General features: G+C 69.2%; 30 protein-coding genes. 12 read left to right on the forward strand and 18 right to left on the reverse strand.

Annotation, left to right across the window (positions count from 1 at the left end; translation table 11 throughout):
* Positions 1–2 precede the first annotated feature (2 nt).
* The 14 genes from soxA to CBM2588_RS00340 all read right to left on the reverse strand — a co-directional run bounded on the left by soxA (position 3) and on the right by CBM2588_RS00340 (position 10722).
* On the reverse strand, positions 3–830 hold the full coding sequence (gene soxA / locus CBM2588_RS00275) for a sulfur oxidation c-type cytochrome SoxA (RefSeq protein WP_115678868.1): 828 nt from the start codon (positions 828–830) through the stop codon (positions 3–5).
* A 78-nt stretch (positions 831–908) separates the two neighbouring features.
* Positions 909–1373 (reverse strand): DsrE family protein, encoded by a 465-nt coding sequence (locus CBM2588_RS00280; RefSeq protein WP_115678869.1) that lies wholly within the window; start codon positions 1371–1373, stop codon positions 909–911.
* A gap of 117 nt (positions 1374–1490) precedes the next feature.
* On the reverse strand, positions 1491–1802 hold the full coding sequence (gene soxZ / locus CBM2588_RS00285) for a thiosulfate oxidation carrier complex protein SoxZ (RefSeq protein WP_025586032.1): 312 nt from the start codon (positions 1800–1802) through the stop codon (positions 1491–1493).
* A 50-nt stretch (positions 1803–1852) separates the two neighbouring features.
* Positions 1853–2308, reverse strand: a complete 456-nt coding sequence (soxY, locus tag CBM2588_RS00290; protein WP_018006136.1) for a thiosulfate oxidation carrier protein SoxY — start codon at positions 2306–2308, stop codon at positions 1853–1855.
* A 156-nt stretch (positions 2309–2464) separates the two neighbouring features.
* Entirely contained in the window at positions 2465–2791 is a 327-nt protein-coding gene (locus tag CBM2588_RS00295; RefSeq protein WP_035826540.1) for a c-type cytochrome, read from the reverse strand.
* A gap of 117 nt (positions 2792–2908) precedes the next feature.
* Positions 2909–3955 (reverse strand): c-type cytochrome, encoded by a 1047-nt coding sequence (locus tag CBM2588_RS00300; protein WP_115678870.1) that lies wholly within the window; start codon positions 3953–3955, stop codon positions 2909–2911.
* A complete protein-coding gene (gene soxC, locus CBM2588_RS00305; RefSeq protein ID WP_115678871.1) occupies positions 3939–5297 on the reverse strand; it encodes a sulfite dehydrogenase in 1359 nt (452 codons plus the stop codon). Before soxC ends, CBM2588_RS00300 begins: the two co-directional genes overlap by 17 nt.
* A gap of 116 nt (positions 5298–5413) precedes the next feature.
* The gene (locus tag CBM2588_RS00310; protein WP_018006140.1) at positions 5414–5833 is read right to left on the reverse strand and encodes an ArsR/SmtB family transcription factor; all 420 of its coding nucleotides are present in this window, start codon (positions 5831–5833) and stop codon (positions 5414–5416) included.
* A gap of 51 nt (positions 5834–5884) precedes the next feature.
* Entirely contained in the window at positions 5885–6784 is a 900-nt protein-coding gene (locus tag CBM2588_RS00315; RefSeq protein WP_115678872.1) for an EamA family transporter, read from the reverse strand.
* Between the two features lie 126 nt (positions 6785–6910).
* On the reverse strand, positions 6911–8176 hold the full coding sequence (locus CBM2588_RS00320; protein WP_115678873.1) for an NAD(P)/FAD-dependent oxidoreductase: 1266 nt from the start codon (positions 8174–8176) through the stop codon (positions 6911–6913).
* 12 nt (positions 8177–8188) lie between these two features.
* The gene (locus tag CBM2588_RS00325) at positions 8189–8554 is read right to left on the reverse strand and encodes a c-type cytochrome (protein ID WP_115678874.1); all 366 of its coding nucleotides are present in this window, start codon (positions 8552–8554) and stop codon (positions 8189–8191) included.
* 176 nt (positions 8555–8730) lie between these two features.
* Positions 8731–9609, reverse strand: a complete 879-nt coding sequence (locus tag CBM2588_RS00330) for a BON domain-containing protein (RefSeq protein WP_115678875.1) — start codon at positions 9607–9609, stop codon at positions 8731–8733.
* A gap of 53 nt (positions 9610–9662) precedes the next feature.
* A complete protein-coding gene (locus CBM2588_RS00335) occupies positions 9663–10250 on the reverse strand; it encodes a phosphoheptose isomerase (protein WP_115678876.1) in 588 nt (195 codons plus the stop codon).
* Positions 10251–10311: 61 nt separating this feature from the next.
* On the reverse strand, positions 10312–10722 hold the full coding sequence (locus tag CBM2588_RS00340) for a YraN family protein (RefSeq protein ID WP_115678877.1): 411 nt from the start codon (positions 10720–10722) through the stop codon (positions 10312–10314).
* 18 nt (positions 10723–10740) lie between these two features.
* Here CBM2588_RS00340 and rsmI point away from each other — a divergent pair, with 18 nt between their 5' ends.
* Positions 10741–11646: a 16S rRNA (cytidine(1402)-2'-O)-methyltransferase gene (rsmI, locus tag CBM2588_RS00345; RefSeq protein WP_115678878.1), complete on the forward strand. Its 906-nt coding sequence runs from the start codon at positions 10741–10743 to the stop codon at positions 11644–11646.
* A 102-nt stretch (positions 11647–11748) separates the two neighbouring features.
* On the opposite strand, the gene CBM2588_RS00350 is transcribed toward rsmI, so the two are convergent.
* Positions 11749–12516, reverse strand: a complete 768-nt coding sequence (locus CBM2588_RS00350; protein ID WP_115678879.1) for a septal ring lytic transglycosylase RlpA family protein — start codon at positions 12514–12516, stop codon at positions 11749–11751.
* Positions 12517–12776: 260 nt separating this feature from the next.
* On the opposite strand from CBM2588_RS00350, the gene CBM2588_RS00355 reads away from it, so the two are divergent.
* From CBM2588_RS00355 to CBM2588_RS00365, 3 genes are all read left to right on the forward strand, one after another.
* Positions 12777–13427, forward strand: a complete 651-nt coding sequence (locus tag CBM2588_RS00355) for an MBL fold metallo-hydrolase (RefSeq protein WP_115678880.1) — start codon at positions 12777–12779, stop codon at positions 13425–13427.
* Between the two features lie 4 nt (positions 13428–13431).
* A complete protein-coding gene (locus CBM2588_RS00360; RefSeq protein ID WP_115678881.1) occupies positions 13432–14079 on the forward strand; it encodes an exonuclease in 648 nt (215 codons plus the stop codon).
* Between the two features lie 206 nt (positions 14080–14285).
* Positions 14286–14513 carry a hypothetical protein gene (locus CBM2588_RS00365; RefSeq protein WP_012354224.1) on the forward strand — a complete coding sequence of 76 codons (228 nt, stop codon included), beginning with the start codon at positions 14286–14288 and terminating at the stop codon, positions 14511–14513.
* 70 nt (positions 14514–14583) lie between these two features.
* Here CBM2588_RS00365 and arsC read toward each other — a convergent pair whose 3' ends face one another.
* Entirely contained in the window at positions 14584–14943 is a 360-nt protein-coding gene (arsC, locus tag CBM2588_RS00370) for an arsenate reductase (glutaredoxin) (RefSeq protein ID WP_062795758.1), read from the reverse strand.
* 172 nt (positions 14944–15115) lie between these two features.
* Here arsC and CBM2588_RS00375 point away from each other — a divergent pair, with 172 nt between their 5' ends.
* From CBM2588_RS00375 to CBM2588_RS00385, 3 genes are all read left to right on the forward strand, one after another.
* Positions 15116–15700: a GNAT family N-acetyltransferase gene (locus tag CBM2588_RS00375; RefSeq protein ID WP_115678882.1), complete on the forward strand. Its 585-nt coding sequence runs from the start codon at positions 15116–15118 to the stop codon at positions 15698–15700.
* A 97-nt stretch (positions 15701–15797) separates the two neighbouring features.
* Complete coding sequence (locus tag CBM2588_RS00380; RefSeq protein WP_115678883.1) at positions 15798–16082, forward strand: antitoxin of toxin-antitoxin stability system; 285 nt, start codon at positions 15798–15800, stop codon at positions 16080–16082.
* Positions 16079–16369, forward strand: coding sequence for a type II toxin-antitoxin system RelE/ParE family toxin (locus tag CBM2588_RS00385; protein WP_115678884.1), 291 nt, complete (start codon positions 16079–16081; stop codon positions 16367–16369). The genes CBM2588_RS00380 and CBM2588_RS00385 overlap by 4 nt, the downstream gene beginning before the upstream one ends.
* 88 nt (positions 16370–16457) lie before the next feature.
* Here CBM2588_RS00385 and CBM2588_RS00390 read toward each other — a convergent pair whose 3' ends face one another.
* Positions 16458–17735, reverse strand: coding sequence for a M20/M25/M40 family metallo-hydrolase (locus CBM2588_RS00390; RefSeq protein ID WP_111521248.1), 1278 nt, complete (start codon positions 17733–17735; stop codon positions 16458–16460).
* Positions 17736–17791: 56 nt separating this feature from the next.
* Entirely contained in the window at positions 17792–19048 is a 1257-nt protein-coding gene (locus CBM2588_RS00395) for an allantoate amidohydrolase (protein ID WP_115678885.1), read from the reverse strand.
* A 390-nt stretch (positions 19049–19438) separates the two neighbouring features.
* On the opposite strand from CBM2588_RS00395, the gene CBM2588_RS00400 reads away from it, so the two are divergent.
* From CBM2588_RS00400 to CBM2588_RS00420, 5 genes are all read left to right on the forward strand, one after another.
* Positions 19439–20845 (forward strand): C4-dicarboxylate transporter DctA, encoded by a 1407-nt coding sequence (locus CBM2588_RS00400; RefSeq protein WP_115678886.1) that lies wholly within the window; start codon positions 19439–19441, stop codon positions 20843–20845.
* Between the two features lie 47 nt (positions 20846–20892).
* On the forward strand, positions 20893–21585 hold the full coding sequence (locus CBM2588_RS00405; RefSeq protein WP_012354232.1) for a GntR family transcriptional regulator: 693 nt from the start codon (positions 20893–20895) through the stop codon (positions 21583–21585).
* A 579-nt stretch (positions 21586–22164) separates the two neighbouring features.
* Positions 22165–22968: an SDR family oxidoreductase gene (locus CBM2588_RS00410; protein ID WP_115678887.1), complete on the forward strand. Its 804-nt coding sequence runs from the start codon at positions 22165–22167 to the stop codon at positions 22966–22968.
* Positions 22969–23020: 52 nt separating this feature from the next.
* Positions 23021–23800, forward strand: coding sequence for an enoyl-CoA hydratase-related protein (locus tag CBM2588_RS00415; RefSeq protein WP_115678888.1), 780 nt, complete (start codon positions 23021–23023; stop codon positions 23798–23800).
* A 47-nt stretch (positions 23801–23847) separates the two neighbouring features.
* A complete protein-coding gene (locus tag CBM2588_RS00420) occupies positions 23848–24684 on the forward strand; it encodes a crotonase/enoyl-CoA hydratase family protein (protein WP_115678889.1) in 837 nt (278 codons plus the stop codon).
* The last annotated feature ends 3 nt before the right edge of the window (positions 24685–24687 follow it).

Raw genomic sequence — 24687 nt, forward strand, 5'->3', positions numbered from 1 at the left:
GGTCAGCGCTTCATCGCCGGGCCGTCGTAGGTGCCGCCGTTGGCGTTTTTCGCCAGGAACATGGTCAGCGCGGTGATCACGTCCGAGCCATAGGCGGGTTCGGGAAAGCGCTGCTGGCGCAGGCAGTCGTACAGGCGGTGCTGCATGGTGCGGACCTCGCCCTGCGACACCCGGTACGCCGGCCAGGTGGTGTAGGCCGCCTGCGCGCCCTTGTCGGTCAGCAGGTTGGGCAGGTCCTGCAGGCGGATGCGCTGGCCGTCGACCGCGTGGCAGGTGGCGCAGGCAAAGTCATAGGCGCCGCCGCGGTAGAAGAACATCTTCTCGCCCAGCGCATAGGTGCGCTTCTCTTCCGGATGGCTGAGCTGCACGTTCATCTTCACGCCGCGCGACTCGCCGGTCAGGTAGGCCACCAGGCGCTCGATCTCGGACGGCTTGCCCGACGACGAGAACGGGGCTTTGGTGGCCTCTTCCTTGCTCAGCCCCTGCAGCGTCATGCGGCAATGGGCCAGCCGCTGCTCCAGGTCCATCACCTTGTTGGTGTCCTTGAAGTAGCGCGGCAGTTCGGCGTAGGCGCCCTTGGTCACGCCCGGGCCCTTGCCGAGATCGCATTGCTCGAGCGAGGCGTTCTTCGGGCCGGCAGGCTTCTTCCACAGCTCTTCGCCGGCGGCTTCCCACAACTCGGCGGGATTGCCTTCGGCCAGCATCTGGCGGTATTTGGCGATTTCGTCGGCGGTGCTGCCCTGCGCATGCACGGCGGCGGCGCCTGCAACCGCCGCGGTGGCGGCCGCGGCCAGCGCGGCGCGCCGGAGCTGGCTTCGGATGGTGTTCATGGGGCTTCTCCTCGCGGCCGCGCCCTCGTGGACGGGCCGTTCTTCTCTTGTCTTGCCTTCAGGCAGCGCCAGCCCGGCTCAGGGCTTGATATAGGCGTAGCCTTCCTCGGCCTGCAGCCGGGCGATCTCGACCACGCCGGCCTGTACCACCTTGGCTTCCATCAACAGCTGCGATTCGGAAATCTTGCGCGCGGTCAGCGTATTGCGGCACACGCGGAACTCCACGCCGTCGGCCGCGAGCGCGCCCACCGGGCTCTCGAAGCCGTTGCCGCGCGCGTCCTTGGCGCCTTCGACGAGAAAGTCGACGCCGTAGCCGAACGCGACCACCACGATCCTGGTGCCGGGGGCGCCATTCAGGTGGTTGCGCAGGTTGCCCATCGCGCGCACCGCCTGGTCGATGCCTTCCGACAACTGGTACACCACCTTCACGCGCCCGCCCTTGCCCGCACCGGCCGCGGTCGACTGACCGGACTGGGCCGAAGCCCTGGCTGCCAGGCCGATGGCGGCCAGGGCCGCCGATGCTCGAATAAATGCTCGCCGCATAATGCTCCTTCCGGCCGGGTCCGTCCCGGCATTCCGCCCCGAACCTTAGCAGAGGACGGCGCGACGTGCCGGCGACAGGCCAGGCGCAGGCCGGACGCAGACCGGAACCGCGCGGCCTCAGGCGATGGTGGCCTCGTCGGTGCGCTTGTCGCCCTTGTTGTCGGTCCAGGTCACGGCGACCTTGTCGCCCTTGGCGCCGCCCTTGAACTTGAAGTTCAGGAACGGGTCCTTGGACACCGCCGGGCCGAACTGGGCGCGGAACACTTCCTTGCCCTTGCACTGGGCGGTCACGGTCTGGATATGCCAGGCCGGGACGACCTTGCCGGACGCATCCTTGCGCTGGCCGGTCTCCATGTCGTGCTTCATCAGAATCTTGACGTCGACCACGCCGCCGTTTTCGGTGGCGCGTACGCGCATCGGGTCTGCCATGTGTTTCTCCTGTTGCAGTTTGGCGGGAATCTCGGTCCAGGGGCGCGGCGTCAGCCGCCGCAGCCGCCCAGCGTGACCTTGATTTCCTTCGATGCCACGTACCACTTGCCACCGGCCTTGACCGCGGCGTGCACCACCGAGGTCTGGCCCATCTTCACGCGCGTGGAGACGAACGGCTCGGTGCCGGCCGGGATGATGAAGTCGGCGGCCAGGGTGTTGGGGTTCTTTTCCACCAGGATCGCGATCTGCTCGGTATCCGGCAGGGTGCTGGTCACGGCCACCGGCACCACGGCGCCGTTCTCGGCGATATCGGGGGCGGTGAAAGTGATGGCGGTGCTTTTCTCGGTGCCGCTGCCGCCGAGGGCCTTGATCACGTCGGCAACGCTCTTGCCGTCAAAGGCGTTCTTGTTCCACTCGGCCGCCTGCGCTTCGCTGATCAGGCCGGTGGCGGCCATCAGCGACAGCACAGCGGTGACCCGCAGCACTTCTCGTCGTTTGGAATTCATTGCTTGCTCTCCGGCTACTCCGTTCCAGTCGGTCGTGGACCGTTCCAGGGGTGTTGCATGCGGCCGGTACATGGCCGGCCGCTGGTTGTCCCAGGCCGCGCGGCAATCACTGCCCGGCCCGGTGCATCGGCGGACTGCCCGCTATGGCAGTCGGTCTTACTTGGCGGGGGCGCCTGCCAGCACCCACTCGACCACGGTCTTCAGGTCGGCGTCGCTGATGGCGGCGTTGGCCGGCATCGGCACCGGACCCCACACGCCCGAGCCACCGCTCTTGACCTTCTTGCTCAGGGTCGCCAGGGCGTTCTTGTCGCCCTTGTACTTGGTCGCCACTTCCTTGTAGGACGGGCCGACCAGCTTCTTGTCGACCTGGTGGCAACCCATGCAGGCGTTCTTGTTGGCGATCTCCTGTGCCTTGGCGGCATCTACCGCGTGGGCCGATGCGGCGGCGCCGAGCATCAGCGCTGCGATGACAAACTGCTTCATTGTTAAGCTCTCCAAGCTCTGTAAAGCCGTGGGGACGGCAAAGGCCGCGCGGCCGTGCTGCAATGGCCCGGCGGCACACACTGGCCGCCGCCTGGGGGCACTGCGGCGGCCAGTCCGCTATTTTGCCTCAAGAATCCAGCCCACCATGGCCTGCACGTCCGAATCCGGGATTTGCGGCTGCGGCGGCATCGGCACGGCGCCCCACGTGCCCTGCCCGCCCGCCTTGACCTTGCGCGCCAGTGCCGCATGCGCATCCTGCCCCTTGTACTTGCCTGCGATGTCGACGAACGACGGCCCTACCAGCTTGCGGTCGATCGCGTGGCAGGCCACGCATTGATACTGGCTGGCCAGGCGCGCGCCCGGCGCGGGCCCCGCCGCGGCCACGGCCGCGCCGCCTGGCCTGGCCGCGCCGGCCGCCGCGATACCGCGCACCGGGCCGAACGCGCGCTGCTGCTGCGCCAGGTCGCCATGGGCGTCGCGGGCATAGTCCGGCATCGACGAGGCGATCGTGACCTGGTCCGCGCAGCGCGACATGCAGGCGGTGTTGCGCGTATCCGGCCGGCCGTGCCCCGGCCACAGGCCGTGCTCGGTGGTCATGCCGGCACGGTTGGGCATGCGCCGCTGGACCTCGGCGATATTGGCGTCGGATAGTGCAAAGTCGGCCGGCACGATCTCGCCCAGGTGGAGCAGGTAGGCGGTGACCGCATAGACCTCGGTGACGCTCAGGCTCTTGGGCGCGTTCCACGGCATCGCGCGGTGGATGTAGTCCCACAGCGTGCTGACGGTGCTGACCTTCATCAGCGTGGTGCGGTACGGCTGGTTGCCGGTCATGCCGGCGACGCGCCCGCGCTGGATGTCCTCGGCGGTGGTGCCGCCGACCAGCGGCGTGAACACCTCGTTGGATTCGCCGAAGTCGCCGTGGCACGACGCGCACTTGCCGTCCCAGACCTTCTGCCCCTGCGTGACCGTGCCGCTGCCCTTGGGCAGGCCCTTGAAGTCCGGGCGCACGTCGATGTCCCACGCGGCCAGCTCCGCCGGCGTGGCGGTGCGGCCAAGTGCCGCGCGCGCTTCACTCATGCCGGCTGCCGCCGCGGATGGCGGCACGGCGCACCCGGCCGCCAGCAGCAGCGCCGCCGCGACCCTGAGCTCAGCCCACATGGACATTGGTCACCTCGCCGCCGGCCGCCACCTGCCAGCTCTGGATCGCGTTGTTGTGATAGATCGAGCGCGTGCCGCGCACCGCGCGCAACTGCCCCAGCTTCGGCTGCACGTAGCCGGTCTCGTCGATGGCGCGGCTTTGCAGGATGGCCGGGCCGCTGTCCCCTCCATCCCAGACCCAGTCCAGGTTGAAGCGCGTCAGGCACTTGGACAGCACCGGCGCCTCCAGCCGCGCGGTGCGCCAGTTGCGCCCGCCGTCGGTCGAGACATCGACCCGCTTGATACGTCCGCGCCCGGACCACGCCAGGCCGCTGATGTTGTAGAAGCCCTTGCCGACCAGCTGCTGCCCGCCCGACGGCGTGGTGATGACCGACTTGCACTCCTGGATCGAGGTGTACTGGCGCAGCTTGCCGTCGGGCATCATGTCGACGTAGTGGATGGTCTCGTCCTTGGCGTTCCAGGGCTGGTCGCCCAGCTCCAGCCGGCGCAGCCACTTGACCCACGACACACCCTGCACGCCCGGCACCACGAGGCGCAGCGGGTAGCCGTTCTCGGGGCGCAGCATCTCGCCGTTCATGCCCCACGCAACGATGATCTCGTCGGCCAGTTCCATCGGAATGGTGCGCGTCATCGACGAGCCGTCGCCGCCCTCGGCCAGCAGGTAGCGGCCGCGGCGCAGGTCGGCGCCGGCATCGTCCAGCAGCACCCGCAGCGGCACCCCGGTGAACTCGCAGCACGACAGCATGCCGTGGGTGTACTGCACCGTCGGCACCGCCACGTTGCCCCACTCCATGCCGGTGTTGGCGCCGCATTCGATGAAATGCATGCGCGACACCGCCGGCAGGCGCATCAGGTCGTCCATGGTGTAGACCCGCGGCGTGCGCACCAGACCGTTGATCATCAGCCGGTGGCGCGCCGGGTCGATATCGTGCCAGCCCTGGTGGTGGCGCTCGAAGTGCAGGCCGTTGGGGGTGATGATGCCGAAGAATCCCTGCAGCGGCGCGAACGCCACCGAAGCCGCCGACACCCGGGTCAGGCCGGGCGACTCCCGCCGGATCAGGTTTTTCTCATGGACCGAGGGCTGGCCGTAGGGTCGCGCCGCCACCGGCTGCCCCAGGGACGTGGCCCAGGGCTGCGGCTGCAGGATAGCGGGATCGCCGTCCGCGGCCAGCGCGTGCCGGCCCGCCGCCGCCGTGGCAATGCCCGCGGCGGCACCCAGGAAGCTCTTGCGCAGGAAGTCGCGCCGCGGCGCGTCCAGGCCGTACCGGCCGATGTCCTGCTGCAGCGATGCGCTGACGAAGTGCTCGGGCGCGGGCACGATGCGCCCGGGCCGGTTCCGTTCCTGCAATGCGGTCTCCTCCGGCGCGCTCGCCCCGGTCGGTCAGACCGGTCGGCGTGCCTGTTGTACAGGGCGCGGCAACGGGTGCGGCGCCTCCGTTTGCTGCCGGAAGAGTGGTGGCTCGGCTAGCCTGCCGTGCGCCGCCGGCGCGCCGGGGCTTGCGGCGCGGGCTGTGCCATGAAGCGGTCGACCACGCCGGACGGCAAGGCGTTGTCCTCCAGCCGGCTCGCCACCTGCACGCAGACCGTGCGGCACAGCTCGATCACGCTTTCGTCCGCAATGGCGTAGAACACCAGGTTCGCCTCCTTGCGGCGCGACAGCACGCCCGAGCGGTACATCGCGTTGAGATGCCGCGACACGTTGGTCTGCGACGAACCCACCGTCTCGACCACTGTGCTGACCGGCTTCTCGCCATCGCACAAGGCATGCAGGATCTTCAGCCGCGTCGGCTCCGCCAGCAGGCTGAAGTAACCCGAAACCTTTTCGAACACGCGATCCAGCTCTTCCATGCCGTCCAATATATTCGTATATGCGTGAATGCGCATATAGTGTTTACCCATTGATGCAGCACAACATGCTGCCCCGCGCGCGCCGGTTCAGCGGCGCGCGAGCGACCTGCCCGCCCACAGGCGCTGGCCAAACACGTTGAGCAGCAGCCCCGCCATTACCACCGCGGCGCCGGTCCACTGGGTACCGGACAGGTCCTCACCCAGCAGCACGTGCGCCGACACCAGCCCGACCACCGGCACCAGCAGCGTCAACGGCGCCACCTGGCTGGCCGGATAGCGCGTCAGCAGCCGGCCCCACATGGTGTAGCCGAACACCGTCGCCGCGAACGCCAGGTACGCCACCGCAAACACCGCCATGCCCGACACCTGCGTCACGCTTTGCACGATGCGCGCCGGCCCCTCGAACCACAGCGACAGCAGCGCGAACGGCACGATCGGCACCAGCGCACCCCAGATTACCAGCCCGAGCAGGTCCACGGGGCCAATCTTCTTGCTGACGATATTGCCGCTGGCCCAGCAGAACGCCGCGCACAGCGTCAGCACGAAGCCGGCCGCGCTCATGCCGCCCATGCCGCCCGCACCACCCGCACCGGCGCCGATCAGCGCCAGCCCGCCAGCCGCCACCGCCATGCCGGCAAAGTTATGCCAACGCACCGGCTCGCCCAGCCACAGGGCGGCGATCGCCAGCGTGAAGAAGGCCTGCGACTGCAGCACCAGCGACGCCAGCCCGGCCGGCATGCCTACCGCCATGGCGTAGAACAGGAAGGCGAACTGGCCCAGGCTGATGGTGGCGCCGTAGGCCAGCAGCAGCCGCCACGGCACGCGCGGTCGCGGCACGAAGAAGATGGCCGGGAACGCCACCAGCAGGAAGCGCAGCGCCCCCAGCAGCATCGGCGGCACGCCCGCCAGCCCGACCTTGATCACGACAAAGTTGACGCCCCAGACGCAGACGATGGCGAGGGCGAGGAGACGGTCTCTGGCTTGCATGGGGAATGCCGTGCGCGGGCGCGCGAGTTCGATCGGGACGCCTAGCGTAGCAGCGCCGGCGCGCGCGGCATTGCACGTTCTTGCGGTTTTGTGCGGGCAGCCGTGCCGCCCGCACCGCCGCCACCGTCAGGCCAGCATCTCCGCCCAGATGCCCCGCGCCCAGGCCAGCGCGTAATCGCCCTCCAGCACCGTCGGCGCCGGCGACAGCCCGCCCGAGCCCGGTACCGTGACCATGGTCTTCTGCGTCGCGTCGTAGCGATGCACGCTGGACACATGCACCGCCTCGCGGTCGGAGGTGAAGCTGTAGCAGGTGTTGTTGTACAGCGGCTCCGGGTCCGGGGCGCGGCCCGACAGCAGCGCCACCAGCGCCGCCGCCGCGACCTTGCCGTGCTGGTTGGCCATATGGCCGGACTTGGGCATCAGCGGCGCGATCTGGATGGCGTCGCCGATCACATGGATATGGGCCGCGGCGCGCGACTCGAAGCTGAGGAAATCCACCTCGCACCACTTGCCATTGGCCGTGGCCAGCCCGGCCGACACCGCGATCGCGCCGGCCCGCTGCGGCGGCAGCACATTGAGCACGTCGGCGCGCACATCGTCCTGCACCTCGAACTTGAGCGTGCGCGTGGCGGGGTCGACATCGGCCACCTCGTGCTGCGGCCGGTATTCCACCATGCCCGGGTATTGCGTGGCCCACACCTGGCGGAACAGCGCGGCCTTGGAGGTGATGTCGGCATTGGCGTCCACGATCAGCACCTTGCTGCGCGGCTTGTGCTGCCTGAAATAGTGCGCCACCTGGCAGGCGCGCTCGTACGGGCCCGGCGGGCAGCGGTACGGCGCCAGCGGCACGCTGATGGCATAGGTGCCGCCATCGGGCATCGCCTCCAGCTGGCGGCGCAGCGCGACGGTCTCGGGGCCGGCCTTCCAGGCATGCAGGATCTGCTCGCCGCCGGGCCGCTTCAGCCCGGGCAGCGCCTCGCGCATCATCTCGACGCCGGGCGACAGCAGCAGGCGGTCATAGGGCAGCACGCTGCCGCCCGCGAGGCGCACGGTGCGCCTGGCCGGGTCGATGGCGACCGCGGTGTCGCGCGCGAGCCGCACGCCGTGGCGGCGCACCAGTGCGTCGTACGGCAGCGTCAGGTCGCCGAGCTGGCGGCTGCCGCCCAGCACCAGGTTCGACAGCGGGCACGAGACAAAGGCCGGATTCGGTTCGACCAGCGTCACCTCGATCGCCTGCCCACTCCATTCGCGCAGGTAGCGCGCCGCCGTGGCGCCGCCATAGCCCCCGCCAACCACCACCACCCTGGCACGGGCCGCGGCGCGTGCCGGCCGGATCCCGGCCGTACCCAGGACTGCGGCGCCCGCGGCGCCGAGGAAGCTTCGTCTGTGCATGGCTCGCTCCTGTCAGCGCACGGCGGCAAACCACGCCGCGATCGCGGCGATCTGGTCGTCGCTATAACCCTTGGCGATCTGGTGCATCACGGTGGCCGGGCGCGTGCCGGCCTTGAAGGCCTGCATCTGCGCGGCCAGCTCCGCCTGCGGGCGGCCGGCCAGCGGCGGAATCGTGCTGCCCGCCGGGGTCCGGCCGGCCGGGCCGTGACAGCTGGTGCAGGCGGCGGCCTGGCTGCGCGCGCGCAGCGCGGCATCGGCGGGCTGGGCGGGGGCACCGGCGGGCTCAGCCGACAGCGCCGGCTGGGCGCACAGCATCGCTGCGAGCAGCGCGAGTCGGCGCGGTATATGCCAGGCAGGCCGGGGGATCGTTGTTGTCATGGTCTCGCTCCGTCTGGGGGCCGGCGCAGCGCTGTTGCAGTCAGCGCTGTCAGCCAGCGTGGCAACCGTAGCACATCGGCCGGGCCCGGTGTGCGTTGCAAACCGCAGAACGAAAAACGGCGCCCGCATATGCGGGCGCCGTCTTGACCGGCCGGGGCGGGCGAGCGTTGCGCGCTTCAGGGCAGGTTGCGGCCGGGCGGCAGCGCCACCGGCGAGGTGACCGGAGCCGCCACCGGCGCGGTGGTGGCGCCCGCGCTGCCCGCGGTACCCGGTGCGGCACCGGCCGGCGCATCGATCGGCCCGCCCACGCCCGGCACCGACTGCACCGGCGCCGGCGTGCCGACGCTGCCGTCGAACGACGGGTTTTCCGAGGTCGAGGCCGCATCCAGGCGCGCACGCTCGGTGTCGTTGACGTAGTCGAAGGCCTTGACCACCTTGGTCACGCCCGAGGCATTGCGCGCCACGTCCGTGGCCCGGTCGCCCTCGGCGCTGGTGACCACGCCCAGCAGGTAGACCACGCTCTTTTCCGTGGTGATCTTGATCGAGTTGGATGGCACGCCTTCGGCGGTCATCAGCAGGGTCTTGACCTTGCTGGTCAGGTAGGCGTCCTGGCTCTGGGTCATGAAGCCGGGCGAGTTCACCACCTCCAGCTCATTGATCACCACGCGCGCATTCTGCAGGCCGCGCACGTACTGCTCGATCTGCTGCTTGACGCTGTCGTTCTTCGCTTCGCCGGTCAGCAGCACCTTGCGGTTGAAAACGGTCACGTTGACGCGGGCCTGGCCGCTGAAGCGCGAGTTGATGGTGCTCTCGGCCTCCAGCTGCAGGCCGCGGTCGACGGTCTGGGTGGCGGCCGGGCGGCGGTCGGTGGCCATCGCCACCCCGGTGCCCATGGCGCCGGCAATCACCGGAAAGCAGCCGGCCAGCTGCGTGGCGCACACCAGCGCGGCCGCGGCCAGGCCGGCGCGGCCCAGGCCGAAACTGGCCAGGGGGCGGAAGGGATGGCGCGCCTGCGCGCCATTCCGGGAAGCTTGCGTAGTGGGCAGATGAGTCATGCGGTCCTTGCTCTGGCTGAATGTTGGAAATGAGGGTCGGCGGAGGCCCGGCATCACGCCTCTCCGAGCAGTGCCTCGTCGATGCCGTTGCACAGGCAGTGCAGCGTCAGCAAGTGCACTTCCTGGATGCGCGCGGTGCGCTCGCTCGGCACGCACAGGTGGATGTCAAATTCGTCGAGCAGGCCGGCGATGGCCCCGCCGCCCTTGCCGGTCAGCGCCACCACCGCCATCTCGCGCTGGCGCGCGGCGGCCACGGCGGCCATCACGTTGTCCGAGTTGCCCGACGTGGAAATCGCCAGCAGGATGTCGCCGGGCTGGCCGAGCGCCTCGACCTGCTTGGCAAACACCTTGCTGAAGTCGTAGTCGTTGCCGATCGCGGTCAGGATCGAGCTGTCGGTGCTCAGCGCGATCGCGGCCAGGCCGGGCCGTTCGCGCTCGAAGCGCCCGACCAGCTCGGCGGCGAAATGCTGCGCCTGCGCCGCCGAGCCGCCATTGCCGCAGGCCAGGATCTTGTTGCCGCTGGTCAGCGCGCCGACCATGCGTTCCACCGCGGCGTCGATATAGGGGGCCATCACCGCCGCGGCCTGTCGCTTGGCTTCGGCACTGTCTAGAAATTGTTGCTGGATACTTTCGATACTCATGGCTCTGGGGGCCCGCTTGTTGCCATGGCGATCCGCGAATCGCCCTCATGTTTGCCGTGCATTATGACCCAGCCCCGGCGGCATCCAGGTCAAAGGCGTGCTGCAGCCACTCCAGCCGACCGGGTTCCAGCGCCACCACGTCGAAGCGGCACGGCGGCACCCGCGCCAGCGTGGCCAGGTAGTGCCCGGCGGCCAGCAGCACGCGCCGCTGCTTGGCCGGCGTGACGCTGGCCGCGGCGCCGCCGAAGCCACGCCCGCTGCGCTGGCGCACCTCGACGAACACCAGCGTGCCGTCGGGCGCGCGCATCACCAGGTCGATCTCGCCGCCTTTGCAGCGATAATTGCGCACCACGGGCTCCAGGCCCTGGCGCCGCAAGTGAGCCAGGGCCCGGTCCTCTGCCTGCGCCCCGCGCGCCTGCCGGCTGGGCGCCTGCCCGCCCGGCCCCTGCGTGGTGGATTTGAATGATCGCATCAACGGAAGTTCTCAAGCATGAGTGACTGGATCTCCCTGGCGGCAAGCCAGTCGTACCCGGCCGGCACGCTCTATGTCGTGGCCACGCCCATCGGCAATGTCGCCGACCTGTCGCTGCGCGCGCTGCATGTGCTGGGGCTGGCCGACGCGGTGGCCTGCGAAGACACCCGCAATACCGGCCAGTTGCTGTCGCGCGTCGGCCTGCAGCGGCCGCTGGTGGCGGTGCACGAGCACAACGAGCGCGAGGCCGCGGGCCGCATCGCCGAGCGCCTGGCGGCGGGCGAGCGCATCGCCTATGTCTCGGACGCCGGCACGCCGGGCATCTCCGACCCCGGCGCGCGGCTGGTCGAGGCGGTGCGCGCCGCCGGCCATCCGGTGGTGCCCCTGCCCGGTCCCAGTGCGGCGGTGGCGGCGCTGTCGGTGGCGGGCGACCTGCTCGAGGCCGGCGCGGGCCGCTTCACCTTTGCCGGCTTCCTGCCCCCCAAGCCCAAGGCGCGCGCCGAGGCGATCGCCCGGCTGGCGGCACTGGACCACGCCTGGGTCTGCTACGAGGCGCCGCACCGCATCGCCGACACGCTTGCGGCGCTTGCCGCGGGCCTGCCGGGCGAGCGCCGGCTGCTGGTCGGACGCGAACTGACCAAGCTGTTCGAGGACATCGCCGTGATGCCGGTAGCGCAGGCGCCGGCCTGGCTGGCGGCCGACCCGAACCGGGCCAAGGGGGAATTCGTGCTGGTGGTGGAAGGTGCCGGCAGCGCCGCAAGCGATGCCCTGCCGGATGCCGAAGCGCAGCGCGTGCTGGCCCTGCTGCTGGCGGAGTTGCCAGCCAAGCGCGCCGCCAAGCTGGCGGCCGCGATCACCGGCGCGGACACCGGCGCGCTGTATCAGCTGGCGCTGGCACAGCGTGCCGGCGACGCCGACGATTGAGGGCGCGGCCCGCGCGCGGGCGTAGGCACAAGCGCGAGCCTGCAAGTCAGAATGTAAGGAGGAAGTGTCAGCGCGCGGCGGCATGCGACGGCGCTGGCGCGCTCAGTGGCGCTTGCGCTTGACGGTCTTGCCGCTGGCCTTGGCCGCCTTGCGCGCCTTGGCGGGCGCCAGCGAATTGGCCAGTTCCGGCACGGATACGTCGTCATCGCCGCTGCCGTCGCCGGCCTCGGTGCCGCCGGCATCGACCTGCGGGCCCAGCGCGGCGACCTCGGTGCGGGTCAGGCGACGGATCTCGACATTGGTGGCGCCGCGCTCGACGAAGCCCAGGCGGCGCGCCGCGCCGTAGGACACATCCAGCACGCGGTTGCCGTGGTACGGGCCGCGGTCATTGATGCGCAGCACCGCGACCTTGTTGTTGCGCAGGTTGCGCACCAGCACCCAGGTGTCCAGCGGCAGCGACGGATGCGCCGCGGTCATGGCGCGCATGTCGAAGCGTTCGCCGTTGGCGGTCTTGCGGCCATGGAAGCCCTTGCCGTACCACGAGGCCACGCCGCGCTGCTCGAACGTGCCGATGTCGGCGCGCAGGCCTTCGAGCGAGTTGCCGCTGCGGCCTTCGTCGGGGTCATAGCCGAACAGGTTCCAGCTGCCGGTGTCGGGCGTGCGCGTGGCGGGCCTGGCGTCGGCGCGTTCGGTCCGGGCGGGCTTGCCGTTTTTTGCCGCGCGCGTGGGCACGGCATCGCCTGCGTCGGTGCCCGCGGTATCGCTTTCGGGCGGCGTGGCACAAGCGGCCAGCACCACGGCGCATGCGGTGCATGCGCCGAGCTTGGCCAGCCGTTGCCAGCGCTTGGTGAGAGCGGAGATCCGTAACATGGGCGGCAGTCTAACATTGACTGTTTGGGACTATCTCTTTCAATTTGTTACGAAATCTGTGCGATTTCGCACGATCGGGGCCTAATTGGCCGGAATCCCGCTTGTGGCAAGGGATTCGGGCCGAAGCGGCGCGGCTCGCAGCGGGTACCGGATTGATCACATCGAAGCCGCCCGGCGTGCTCAACCTTCCCGGCGCTACAATGCTGGGCACTGCCGCGATCGCGCCGCCAGAAGGCCCGGGCCGGCCACATAAGACCTCCATGAAAGCCCTGCTCATTCCCGTCACGCCCTTCCAGCAGAACTGTTCCCTGCTGATCGATGAAAGCACCGGCGCCGCCGCGGTGTGCGATCCCGGCGGCGACCTCGACCACATCCGCGCCGCAGTGAAAGAGCAAGGCGTCACGCTGGAAAAGATCTTCCTGACGCACGGCCACGTCGACCATTGCGCCGGCGCCGCGGCGCTGTCGCGCGAACTCGGCATCCCGATCGAAGGCCCGCAGCAGGACGAGCGCTTCTGGATCGAGCAGCTGCCCGAGCAGACGCGCCGCTTCGGCTTCGGCCACGCCGAGAGCTTCGAGCCCGACCGCTGGCTCGAGAATGGCGACACCGTGCAGTTCGGCAACGAAACCCTGGAGGTCTATCACTGCCCCGGCCATACCCCGGGCCATGTGGTGTTCTTCTCGCGTCCCAACCGGCTGGCCGTGGTCGGCGACGTGCTGTTCGCCGGTTCGATCGGCCGCACCGATTTCCCGCGCGGCAACCACGCCGATCTGATCCGCTCGATCCGCACGCGGCTGTGGCCGCTGGGCGAGGACGTGACCTTTATCCCCGGACACGGCCCGGTCTCGACCTTCGGCGAAGAGCGCCGCAACAACCCCTTCGTCGCCGATCACCTGGTCGACGCGGGCTGAGGCCATGGTCAAGCGACAGGCGCCCGACACCCGTCCCGAGATCTACGTCAGCACCGACGTCGAGGCCGACGGCCCGATCCCGGGCCCGCACTCGATGCTGTCGTTCGCCTCGGTGGCGATGCTGGCGGACAAGACCGTGCTCGGCACCTTCTCGGCCAACCTCGAAACCCTGCCCGGCGCCGCCGGCCACCCGGTGCAGATGCAGTGGTGGCAAACCCAGCCCGAAGCCTGGAGCGCCTGCCGGCGCGACCTGCAGCGCCCCGAGGACGCCATGGTGCGCTATGTCGAATGGGTCGAGGCGTTGCCCGGCAAGCCGGTCTTCGTCGCCTTTCCGGCGGGCTTCGATTTCACCTGGATGTTCTGGTACATGATGCGCTTCGCCGGGCGCTCGCCGTTCGGCTGGGCCGCGCTCGACGTCAAGACGCTGGGCTTCGCGCTGACCGGGCGTCCCTATCGCAAGACGGTCAAGGCGGCTTTCCCGGCGGCGTGGATGGATCCGCTGCCGCACACCCACGTAGCGCTCGACGATGCGATGGAGCAAGGCGCGCTGTTCTGCAACATGCTGGCCACGCTGCGCGATCGCGAGACTGCGCTGGCGACGCTTACGACAACTGACGCAAGCGAGCCCTCACCTCGGCCGACACAGGCCTGATTGTCTGTTGCGCCGCGTCAGGCGCGGCGGCATGCCCTTTGCAGGCCGCGGCTCGCATCCGGCGCCAGCCCGCCTATAGTAGAAGCGGATATGGCGTTACCGGGCGAAACGAGCCATGACTAACCGGCGCACTTGCGCAGCCACGCCATATGACGTTTGAGCCATCCTGCCCGGACCGCGCGGCGCCTGCCGAGGAGGTGTCGATCATGCGTTTCCCTACCGACCTGCACTTGAGAGACTTGGCCGGCCGGATCCATTGGCCGCATGCCACGCGAGACGCCACGCCCATTACCCATCGCCATTCCTCGGACGAGGACGCCGAAGTCGCCAAGGCCACGCTGTACGTCAGCACCGTGACGCTGGTGGTGCTGCTGGTGGTGCTGGCGGCCATCGCTTTCGGTCAGGAGGCCATGCACTGGCTGGGTGTTCATTAGACGACCCCGCCTGAAGCAGACTGCCTCGCAGACCGGCCGGCCCCCACACACCGTGGGGGCCGGTTCTATTTCAGGCCAGCAGCGGCGCCACGTTCTCGGGCGGGCGGCCGATCGCGGCGCGGCGGTTGCGCACCACCACCGGACGCTGCAGCAGGATAGGGTTGTCGGCCACCGCCGCCAGCAGCTCGGCATCGGTCAGGCCGGGATCGGCCAGGCCCAGTTCGGCATAGGGGGCTTCGTTGTCGCGCAGCATCTCGCGTACCGGCACGCCCAGCAGGGTGTGCAACTGGCGCAGCGTCGACAGCGACGGCGGGTCCTTCAGGTATTCCACGATCTCCACCGGCTCGCCCAGCCGCTCGGCGGCTGCCTGGACCAGGGCGAGGGTCTCGCGCGACTTGGAGCAACGGGGGTTGTGGTAGATGGTGATCATGGCAGGTCCTTTCTTGTCATGGCCGCGCCCCGCGGCGGGGCGGCGGCACTAATGCGGTGCAAATCCACCCGCACTATATACAAGACCGCGATCGCCGCGCAGCATGATGTGGTGCATTGCCACCGGCACGCATCGTGCGTTGCACCGGCTCTTGCCCCAGGCACCATTTCCGATGACCTCCATTCCTGTCTCCACCACCGGGCCGCGCGGCGATGGCATGCGCCAGCCCTTTACGCTGCGTGACGCCACCCGCGCCGACATTGCCGCCATCCACGCCATCTACGCCCACCACGTGCAGCACGGCCGCGCCTCGTTCGAGGAAGTGCCGCCGAGCGTCGACGAGATGCAGCTGCGCCTGGCCGAAGTGCACCGCAAGGGCCTGCCCTGCCTGGTCGCAGAGCGCGACGGCGAGGTACTGGGCTACGCCTATGCCTCGGCCTACCGCGCGCGCAGCGCCTACCGCTTCGCCATCGAGGACTCGATCTACATCGACCACCGCCGCGTCGGCGAAGGCCTGGGCCAGGCGCTGCTGGCCGCGCTGATCGCTCGCTGCGAAACCGGCCCGTGGCGCCAGATGGTCGCCGTGATCGCGTGCACCGCCGCGGGCGAAGGCGCGGGCTCGCTGGCTGTGCACGAACGGCTGGGCTTCCGCACCGTCGGCCGCCTGGAGGCGGTGGGGTTCAAGCACGGGCAGTGGATCGATACGGTGCTGATGCAGCGGGCGCTGGGTATGGGCGCGACGACGCTGCCGGGGTAGGCGGAATCGGCTGCGGCAAGTTCAGACGGGTCTTATCGCCGTGCAGGTGTCCTGATGTCGACAATGCCTATACTTTGTCATCACAAGGACACCGGACATGCTTGTGTCGGAAGAAATCCAACTCACATTCACGCTTGACGCCCGGCTGCGTGACGCGTTCATTGCCGAAGCCACGGCACGGGGACTCACGCCGTCGCAAGCGCTTCAGGGCCTGGTGCGCGAGTTCCTCGACCACAGCGCCCGAAAGCGCGACTACGAGATTTTCCTGCGCAACAAGGTGGAAGCTTCCCGCGCCTCGCTGCGCGACGCGGGCGGCATCCCCGCGGAACAGATCGAAGCGGAGTTTGCAGCCTGGCGCGCTGCGGCCCGGCGGCGGGCTTGAGGGCGGTCTGGACTGCACTGGCCCGGCGCGATCGCACACTGATCTTCGAGTTCATCGCCCAGGATGACGTCGAAGCCGCTGCCCGCCTCGATGAGCGGTTTTTCCAGGCAGCGGAGCGTTTGTGCGCGTTCCCCGTGCTGGCGCCGGCCGGCAGCGTGCAAGGCACGCGCGAACTTGTGGTTCACGAACACTATCGCCTGATTTACGAGATTGAAGGCGATACGGTACTGGTGCTGGCATTGGTGCACACGTCGCGATGTTGGCCACCCGTGGAAGATCAGACCTGACCAGATCGCCGCCTAAAAAAAAACGCCACGGATACCTCCGTGGCGTCTTTCCATCAAAGCTCGGCGCCTGCGGCGCGTCGTCTTCGTCTTACTTCATCAGATCCGACAGCGCCAGTGCCACCACCTTGGTGGCACGGTTCAGGTCGTTCAGGCGCAGGTTCTCGTCCGAGTTGTGGCCGCGCGCTTCCATCAGCGTGCGCGGGCCGGCGCCGTACAGCACGGTCGGGATGCCGCGCTTGGTGTAGTGGCGGGCGTCGGTGTACAGCGGCACGCCCTGCACCGGGATCTCGACGCCGAACACGGACTCGGCACGGCTCTTCAGCGCGCCGATCAGCTTTTCCACGCCCGGCAGTTCAGACAGCGGCTCGGCCAGGATGATGCGCTCGACCTTCACTTCGATGCCCGGGCGGTCCTTGGCAGCCTTCTCGACCACGGCGCGGATCTCGCCCTCGGCGTCGAAGCCGATTTCCTCGGGGATCATGCGGCGGTCGACGCGGAAGGTCACCAGGTCCGGCACCACGTTGGTGTTGATGCCGCCCTTGATCAGGCCGACGTTCAGCGTGGCGGTGTCGATGCCCGGCACCTTCGACTTGCGCGTGGCCAGTTCCGCGCGCAGGCCGTAGATGGCCTGCAGGATGTGGGTGGCGGCCTCGATCGCGTCGACGCCGGTGTGCGGCATGGCGGCGTGGCCCTGCTTGCCCTTGACCGTCACCTCGACGTGCAGGCAGCCGTTGTGCGACGAGGTGATACCGTAAGAGAAGCCGGCCGAGATCGCGTAGTCAGCCTTGCTGAGGTTGTTGTCCAGCAGGAACTTCGGGCCGATGTCGCCGCCGGTTTCCTCGTCATAGGTGAACTGCAGCTCGACCGCGCCGTTGATCTTCGCGCCCTGCTTCTCGGCTTCCATCAGCGCCAGCACCGCATAGGTGTAGGTGGCGAAGTCCGACTTGGACACCGCCACGCCGCGGCCGTACATGACCGGGCCATGCTCGCTGTCGGCGCTATCGACAATCTCACCGCCGTACGGGTCCTTGGTCCAGCCCAGGCCGGGAGGCACCACGTCGCCGTGGGCGTTCATGGCGATGACCGGGCCGCCCGTGCCGAACTGCTTGCGCACGATCAGGTTGGTGGCGCTGATCATGCCGGCGGCCTTGACCTGCTCGTCGGGCACCTTGTGGGCCTCCACCGTGAAGCCCAGGCCCTCCAGCAGTTCCTTGGCGCGCTTGCCGTGCGCGTCGCAATCGCCGGCCGGGTTGTCCGACGGCACCTTGACCAGTTCGGCCAGAAAGGCTTCCTGCTGCGGACGGTGCTGGTCGATGAACTGCGTCAGCGTGGTTTCGATGGGGTTCATATTGTCTCGTGCGGTCATGACTTGTTCTCGTAACAACTGAAGGAGGTTCGGGTGGGGCTTCCGGGCGCGCTGGCTTACTGCGGCAGCCGGAAGTGCTCGACGAAATCGCTGAACACGCGCGCGGACAGTGCGGCATCCTCGGCGGTCATGGTTTCGGTGGGATGGTGGCTGATGCCGCCGTTGCCGCAGCGCACGAACAGCATGGCGACATCGGCGATGGCGGCAATGGCCATGGCGTCGTGGCCGGCGCCCGACGGCAGGTGGCGCACCGGCACGCCCTGGCGGGCGATGGCGGCGGCCCATTGCTCTTGCAGCCACGGGGCGCAGGGAACGCTCCTGGCCTCGTGGGTCTTGCGGATCTGCGCGCGGACGTTGCGGCGCGCGCAGACGCGCTCGATCTCGGCCAGCACGTCATTGACGGCGGCCTCGCGCTCGGCGTCGTCGCCGGCGCGGATGTCGATGGAGAACACGGCGCGGCCCGGCACCACGTTGGTGGCGCCGTTGGGCACGTTGAACTGGCCCACGGTGCCGACCAGGCCCGGCTTGCCGCCGCAGCGCTTCTCGATATAGAGGCCGATTTCGGCGCCGGCCATGGCGGCGTCGCGGCGCATGTCCATCGGCACGGTGCCGGCATGGCCGGCCAGGCCTTCGAGCTCGACCAGGAAGCGCGTCGCGCCGGAAATCGCGGTCACCACGCCCACCGGCAGGCCTTCGTTCAGCAGCACCGGGCCCTGCTCGATATGCACCTCAATAAAGGCCGCGACCTTGCTGGGCTCATGCTTGGCCGCGGGCAGCGCGGCGGCGTCGAAGCCGGCCTCGCGCATCACCTCGCGCATGGTCTTGCCGCTGTCGTCGACGTTTTCCAGCACGTTGTTGTCGAAGGTGCCGGCGATGGCGCGGCTGCCCAGCAGCGTGGCCTTGAAGCGCACCCCCTCTTCCTCGGCGAAGCCCACCACCTCGAGCGCGAACGGGAAACGTTTGCCCTGGCGGTTCCATTCCGCCACGCAGGCGATCGGCAGGATCACGCCCAGGTTGCCGTCATAGCGGCCGGCGTCGCGCACGGTGTCGAAATGCGAGCCGGTCAGCAGCGCCGGCGCGTCGGGGGTGGTGCCCTCGTAGCGGCCGATCACGTTGCCGGCGGCATCGCGGCGCACCGTCATGCCGGCCTGCTGCATCCACTCGGTCAGCTGCGCGGCGGCGCCGTGGTGGGCCTGGGTCAGGTAGGTGCGGGTGAGCATGCCGGGCTGCTCGGTGTGGACGGCCAGGGCGTCGGCCCAGGCCATGATGCGCGTGCCAGTCTCTGCGGCGGACGGCGACGGATTTGCTGCCATGCGTGTCTCCTGCTGGAAGTGCGTAAAAGCCGCGGCGGCGTGGCTGGCGGGGGTGCCAGTGCGGGCGGAACGCCCATGGCCGAAGCTCTATTCTGTGCGATTCATGGTAGCACAGTGAATTCAAAAATTGCATACAAAAATGATATGCACTATATTCGGTTCCACGTTCAGACAATCCGCTGCGGACAATCCGGTCCAGACAACGGATGGCGTGGAGTCCGTCCCAACAGGGGGGCTGTCCGCGCGGTGGCGTACTCCCGACCCGGAGTCCCGCCCGGAACGTAAGGCCGGCAGCCCAACCCAGCCGTCAGAGCAGCACGGGGCCGCCGGTGATTCCTGGATCGAAATGGGCCGGCCGGCGCACAGGACCGGCCCCGCACGGAGACAACCATGCAGCACGCAGTTCCCTCGCAGCAGCGCCCGGGCAACCCCCGCCTGCACACCCGCTTTACCCGCTCGCTGTTCGGCCAGGTGCTGATCGCCCTGGTGATCGGCACGGCGCTCGGCCTCGCCTTCCCCGAGTTCGCCGCCAAGCTCAAGCCGCTCGGCGATGCCTTTATCAAGCTGATCAAGATGCTGATCGGCCCGATCGTGTTCTGCGTGGTGGTGGCCGGCATCTGCGGCGCCGGCGAGCTGAAGAAGGTGGGCCGCGTCGGCATCAAGGCGGTGGTGTACTTCGAGATCGTCACCACCATCGCGCTGGCGCTGGGCATCGTGCTGGCCTACGTGTTCCAGCCAGGCGTGGGCATGAACGTCGATCCCCGTTCGCTCGACGCCTCGGCCATTGCCGGCTTTATCGACAACGCGACCAAGGTCAAGGACCAGGGCACGGTCGACTTCCTGCTCAAGCTGATCCCCAATACCGTGTTCGGCGCCTTCGCCAACGGCGACGTGCTGCAGGTGCTGGTGGTGTCGATCCTGTTCGGCTGCGCGCTGTCGCTGGTGGGCGAGCCCGGCCGGCCGCTGGTCAGCCTGATCGATACCTTCTCGCACACGCTGTTCAAGATGATGGGGTTCATCATCAAGCTGGCGCCGCTGGGCGTGCTGGGCGCGGTGGCGTTCACGGTCGGCAAGTACGGCATCGGCTCGCTCAAGCAGCTGGGGTTCCTGGTGCTGCTGTTCTACGGTGCGGTGATCGTGTTCGTGCTGGTGGTGCTGGGCGGCATCATGCGCGCGTGCGGCTTCTCGGTGATCAAGCTGATCCGCTACCTGCGCGCCGAGCTGCTGGTGGTGCTGGGCACCGCCTCGTCCGACAGCGTGCTGCCGCAGGTGATGAAGAAGCTCGAGTTCATGGGGGTGAAGAAGTCGGTGGTGGGCCTGGTGATTCCGACCGGCTACTCGTTCAACCTCGACGCGTTCTCGATCTACCTGACGCTGGCCGCAGTCTTTATCGCGCAGGCGACCAACACGCCGCTGGCGATGGCCGACCTGCTCGGCATCCTGGCGGTGGCGCTGATCACCTCCAAGGGCGCGCACGGCATCCCGGGCTCGGCCATCGTGATCCTGGCCGCGACGCTGTCGGCGCACCCGGCGCACCCGGCGATCCCGGCGATCGGCCTGGTGCTGGTGCTGTCGGTGGACTGGTTTATCGGCATCGCGCGCGCGCTCGGCAACCTGATCGGCAACTGCGTCGCCACCGTGGTGGTGGCCGCGTGGGAAAAGGACATCGACCGCGCCCGGGCCCATGGGGTGCTGAACGGCACCATCGAGGCGTCCGACCTGGACGCCGGCCTGGCCGCGATGGCGCAGGACGCCGCCGCCCCGGCGATCGTGCCGGGCCCGGTCGCGGGGCGCTAGAATCACGCATCTACCCAACCGCGCAGCCTCTGCGCAAGTGCGCTGCCATGCCCGAGCATATCGATCCTGACATGACCGCCGAAGCGATCGCCGACGACATCGTCGCGGCGATCGTTTCGCACCGCCTGCCGCCCGGCACCAAGCTGCGCGAGGAGGCACTGGCCAGCGTCTACCGCGTCAGCCGCACCAAGGTGCGCGCGGCGCTGCTGATGCTGTCCAAGGACAAGGTCATCCAGATCGTGCCGGACAAGGGGGCGTTCGTGGCCAAGCCCAGCGCCGAGGAAGCGCGCGAGGTGTTCGCCGTGCGCCGCATCCTCGAAGCAGCGCTAGCGCGCGAGTTTGTCGCCAAGGCCACCGCCGCCGACTACAAGCGCATCGACCGCCACCTGGCGGCCGAGCGCAAGTCGCTGGCGGGCAACGATGCCCAGGTGCGCACGCGGCTGCTGGGCGATTTCCATATCGTGCTGGCCGAGGTGGTCGGCAACGGCGTGCTGACCGAGATGATGCGCGAGCTGTCGGCGCGCAGCGCGGTCATCACCATGCTGTACCAGTCGCGCCGCGACGCGGCCTGCTCGTCGGACGAGCACCGCGAGTTCATCGAGGCGGCGCGTGCCGGCGATGTCGAGCGCGCCGTCACGCTGATGGTGGACCACCTGGGCCACGTCGAAGGCGCGCTGCATTTCGAGGAAACCGCGCCGGTGGCGCGCGGCAAGGACCTGGTCGCCGCGCTGCTGGCATAGGCGCCGGCTCCGCCTGCCCCGCTCTCCGGCCTTGGTGCCGGCCGCTTGACGTGAGTCAAAGCCCCCCTGGCCGCCCGCGCGCAAACTTCATCTCGCCATGAAGACGCGGGGGCGCACTTCATGAGCACTTGCCTGCCGGCACCTCATCGTCGACAGGCTGCCCGCACGCTGCAACGGTGTGCGGGCTTTCTTTTTTCTGAGGACGGGGTTCCGCGGCGCGGAACGGCGCGCCGCCCGGCGGCCTCTGACCCGTGCCGTCCCGCACCGGTTTTTCCCTTTTCCGACAGCAGGTTGCGTTACGCCGCGTCGACGCTCGGGATGCCGCCTGGTCGGGTCATGCGCATCCCGCGCGGGCTGGCGCGCCGGCCACGCTCGAAAAGCGAATCGCGCCTTCGGGTTAGGATGCCGCAGGCCCCGCCAGAGGCCCGCGCTGTCCCGCCACGCTGCGGAGGCAGCCGCACACGATAACGATCCCAGGGAGACCGCCATGCGCCATCGCGCGATGCCTGCCGTGCCGCCGCGCTGCCGGCGCTAGCCCTCGCCTGAATCCGCCGTGCTTTCCACCGAAAAGGACATCCCATGCCCAGCGCCTTCCGCCCCGACGCCTTCGCCGGCAAGACTGTATTCGTCGCCGGCGCCTCCTCCGGCATCAACCTTGGCATCGCGCACGGCTTTGCGCGCGCCGGCGCGCGGCTGGCGCTGATCAGCCGCACCGCCGAGCGCATCCAGGCCGCCGCCGACACCATTACCGCGGCTGGCGGCACCGCCATCGGCATGGCCGCCGACGTGCGCGACTACGCCGCGGTCGAAGCGGCCTTTGTACGCACGCAGGACCAGCTAGGCCCGATCGACGTGGTCATCTCCGGCGCCGCCGGCAATTTCCTGGCGCCCGTGGTCGGCATGTCGGCCAATGCCTTCAAGACCGTGGTCGATATCGACCTGCTCGGCACCTTCAACGTGTTCCGCGCCAGCTTCGACCACCTCAGCAAGCCCGGCGCTTCGCTGATCGCGATCACCGCGCCGCAGGCGGTCAACGCGATGATGTTCCAGGCCCATGCCTGCGCCGCCAAGGCCGGCATCAACATGCTGATCAAGTGCCTGGCGATGGAATGGGGCCCGGCCGGCGTGCGCGTAAACGGCATCTCGCCCGGCCCGATCGCCGACACCGAAGGCATGGCGCGGCTGGCCCCCACGCCCGAGATCGAGGCCCGCTACAAGGCGCGCCTGGCGCTGCGCGACTACGGCACCAAGGACGACATCGCCGATGCCGCGATCTACCTGAGCAGCGACAACGCCCGCTATGTCACCGGCACCATCCTCGACTGCGACGGCGGCAGCAAGCTCGGCGACGCCTCGGCCGACGCGCTGAAGAAGCCGCAATAGATCGACACCGATATCCGCACCCGCAACGACCCGGAACACCAGGAGAACTACCATGACTTCAACCGTCCTCTACCAAGCCAGCGAAGGCGTGGCCACGCTGACCCTGAACCGCCCGGACGTGCTCAACGCACTGAACGCCGACATCCTGCGCGAACTGCGCGAGGCCGTGGACCGCGCCGCGGCCGACGCCGAGGTGCGCGCCGTGCTGCTGACCGGTGCCGGCCGCGGCTTCTGCGCCGGCGCCGACCTGGCCGCGCGCCAGGGCGGCGGCGTGTCCGATTCCGGCACGCTGCTGCGCGAGCGCTACCACCCGATCATCATGGCGCTGCGCGAGATGCCCAAGCCGGTCATCACCGCGGTCAACGGCGTGGCGGCCGGTGCTGGCATGAGCCTGGCGCTGGCGGGCGACGTGGTGCTGGCAGCGCGCTCGGCCAGCTTCCTGCAGGCGTTCTCGAAAATCGGCCTGATCCCGGATGCCGGCAGCACCTACTTCCTGCCGCGCTATGCCGGCGAGATGCGCGCCCGCGCGCTGGCCATCCTGGCCGAGAAGATCGACGCGGAAGAAGCCCACCGCATCGGCCTGGTGTGGAAGATCCATGACGACGCCGCGCTGCAGGACGAGGCCGGCAAGCTGGCGCGCCACCTGGCGACCATGCCGACCATGGCCTACGCCATGATCAAGCAGGCCCTCAACCAGAGCCTCGGCAATGACCTGGCCGCGCAACTCGAGGTGGAAGCCACGCTGCAGTCGCGCGCCAGCCGCAGCGAAGACTGCAAGGAGGGCGTGGCCGCCTTCGTCGAGAAGCGCAAGCCGCAGTTCAAGGGCCGCTGAGCGCAGCGGCCGCGCCCCACCCCATTTCACTTCCAGGGAGCCCGCGCATGAGCGCCAGCAGCAATGAACGTATCCTCGTGACGATCGAAGGCGGCGTCGCCGACGTCCGCCTGAACCGACCCGACAAGATGAACGCGCTCGACCAGGCCATGTTCGATGCCCTGATCGAGACCGGCGAACAGCTCGCGCGCCTGCCGGACCTGCGCGCGGTGGTGCTGTCCGGCGCAGGCCGCGCCTTCTGCGCCGGACTGGACATGGGCCGCATGGCGGGCATGTTGTCCGACGGTGGCGGCGAATCCCACGACGACAGCATCGGCGCCGGCCGCCTCGGCCAGCGCACCCATGGCATCTCGAACCGGCCGCAATACGCCTGCATGGTCTGGCGCGAGCTGCCGGTGCCGGTCTTTGCCGCCGTGCACGGCGTGGCCTTCGGCGGCGGCCTGCAGGTGGCGCTGGGCGCGGACGTACGCTACGTCGCGCCGGATGCCAGGCTGTCGGTGATGGAGCTGAAGTGGGGACTGGTGCCCGACATGGCGGGCATGGTGCTGACGCGCGGGCTGGTGCGCGCCGATGTGCTGCGCGAGCTGATCTACAGCGCGCGCGTGCTCAGCGGCAGCGAGGCGTGCGAGCTGGGCCTGGGCACCTATCTGGCCGACGACCCGCGCGCCGCGGCGCTGGCCGCCGCGCGCGAGGTCGCGCAGAAGAACCCTCACGCGATCCGCGCCGCCAAGCGGCTGATGGCGGTGGCGGAGCGCGGCGACCACGCCGCCATCCTGCAGGCCGAGTCCGACGAGCAGGACCGGCTGGTGGGCTCGCCCAACCAGCGCGAAGCGGTGCTGGCCAACCTGGAGAAACGCGCGCCGCGCTTCACGCCGGCAGGCTGAGGC

Origin of the sequence: Cupriavidus taiwanensis, from assembly GCF_900250075.1 — a bacterium.
Lineage (GTDB): Bacteria > Pseudomonadota > Gammaproteobacteria > Burkholderiales > Burkholderiaceae > Cupriavidus > Cupriavidus taiwanensis_C.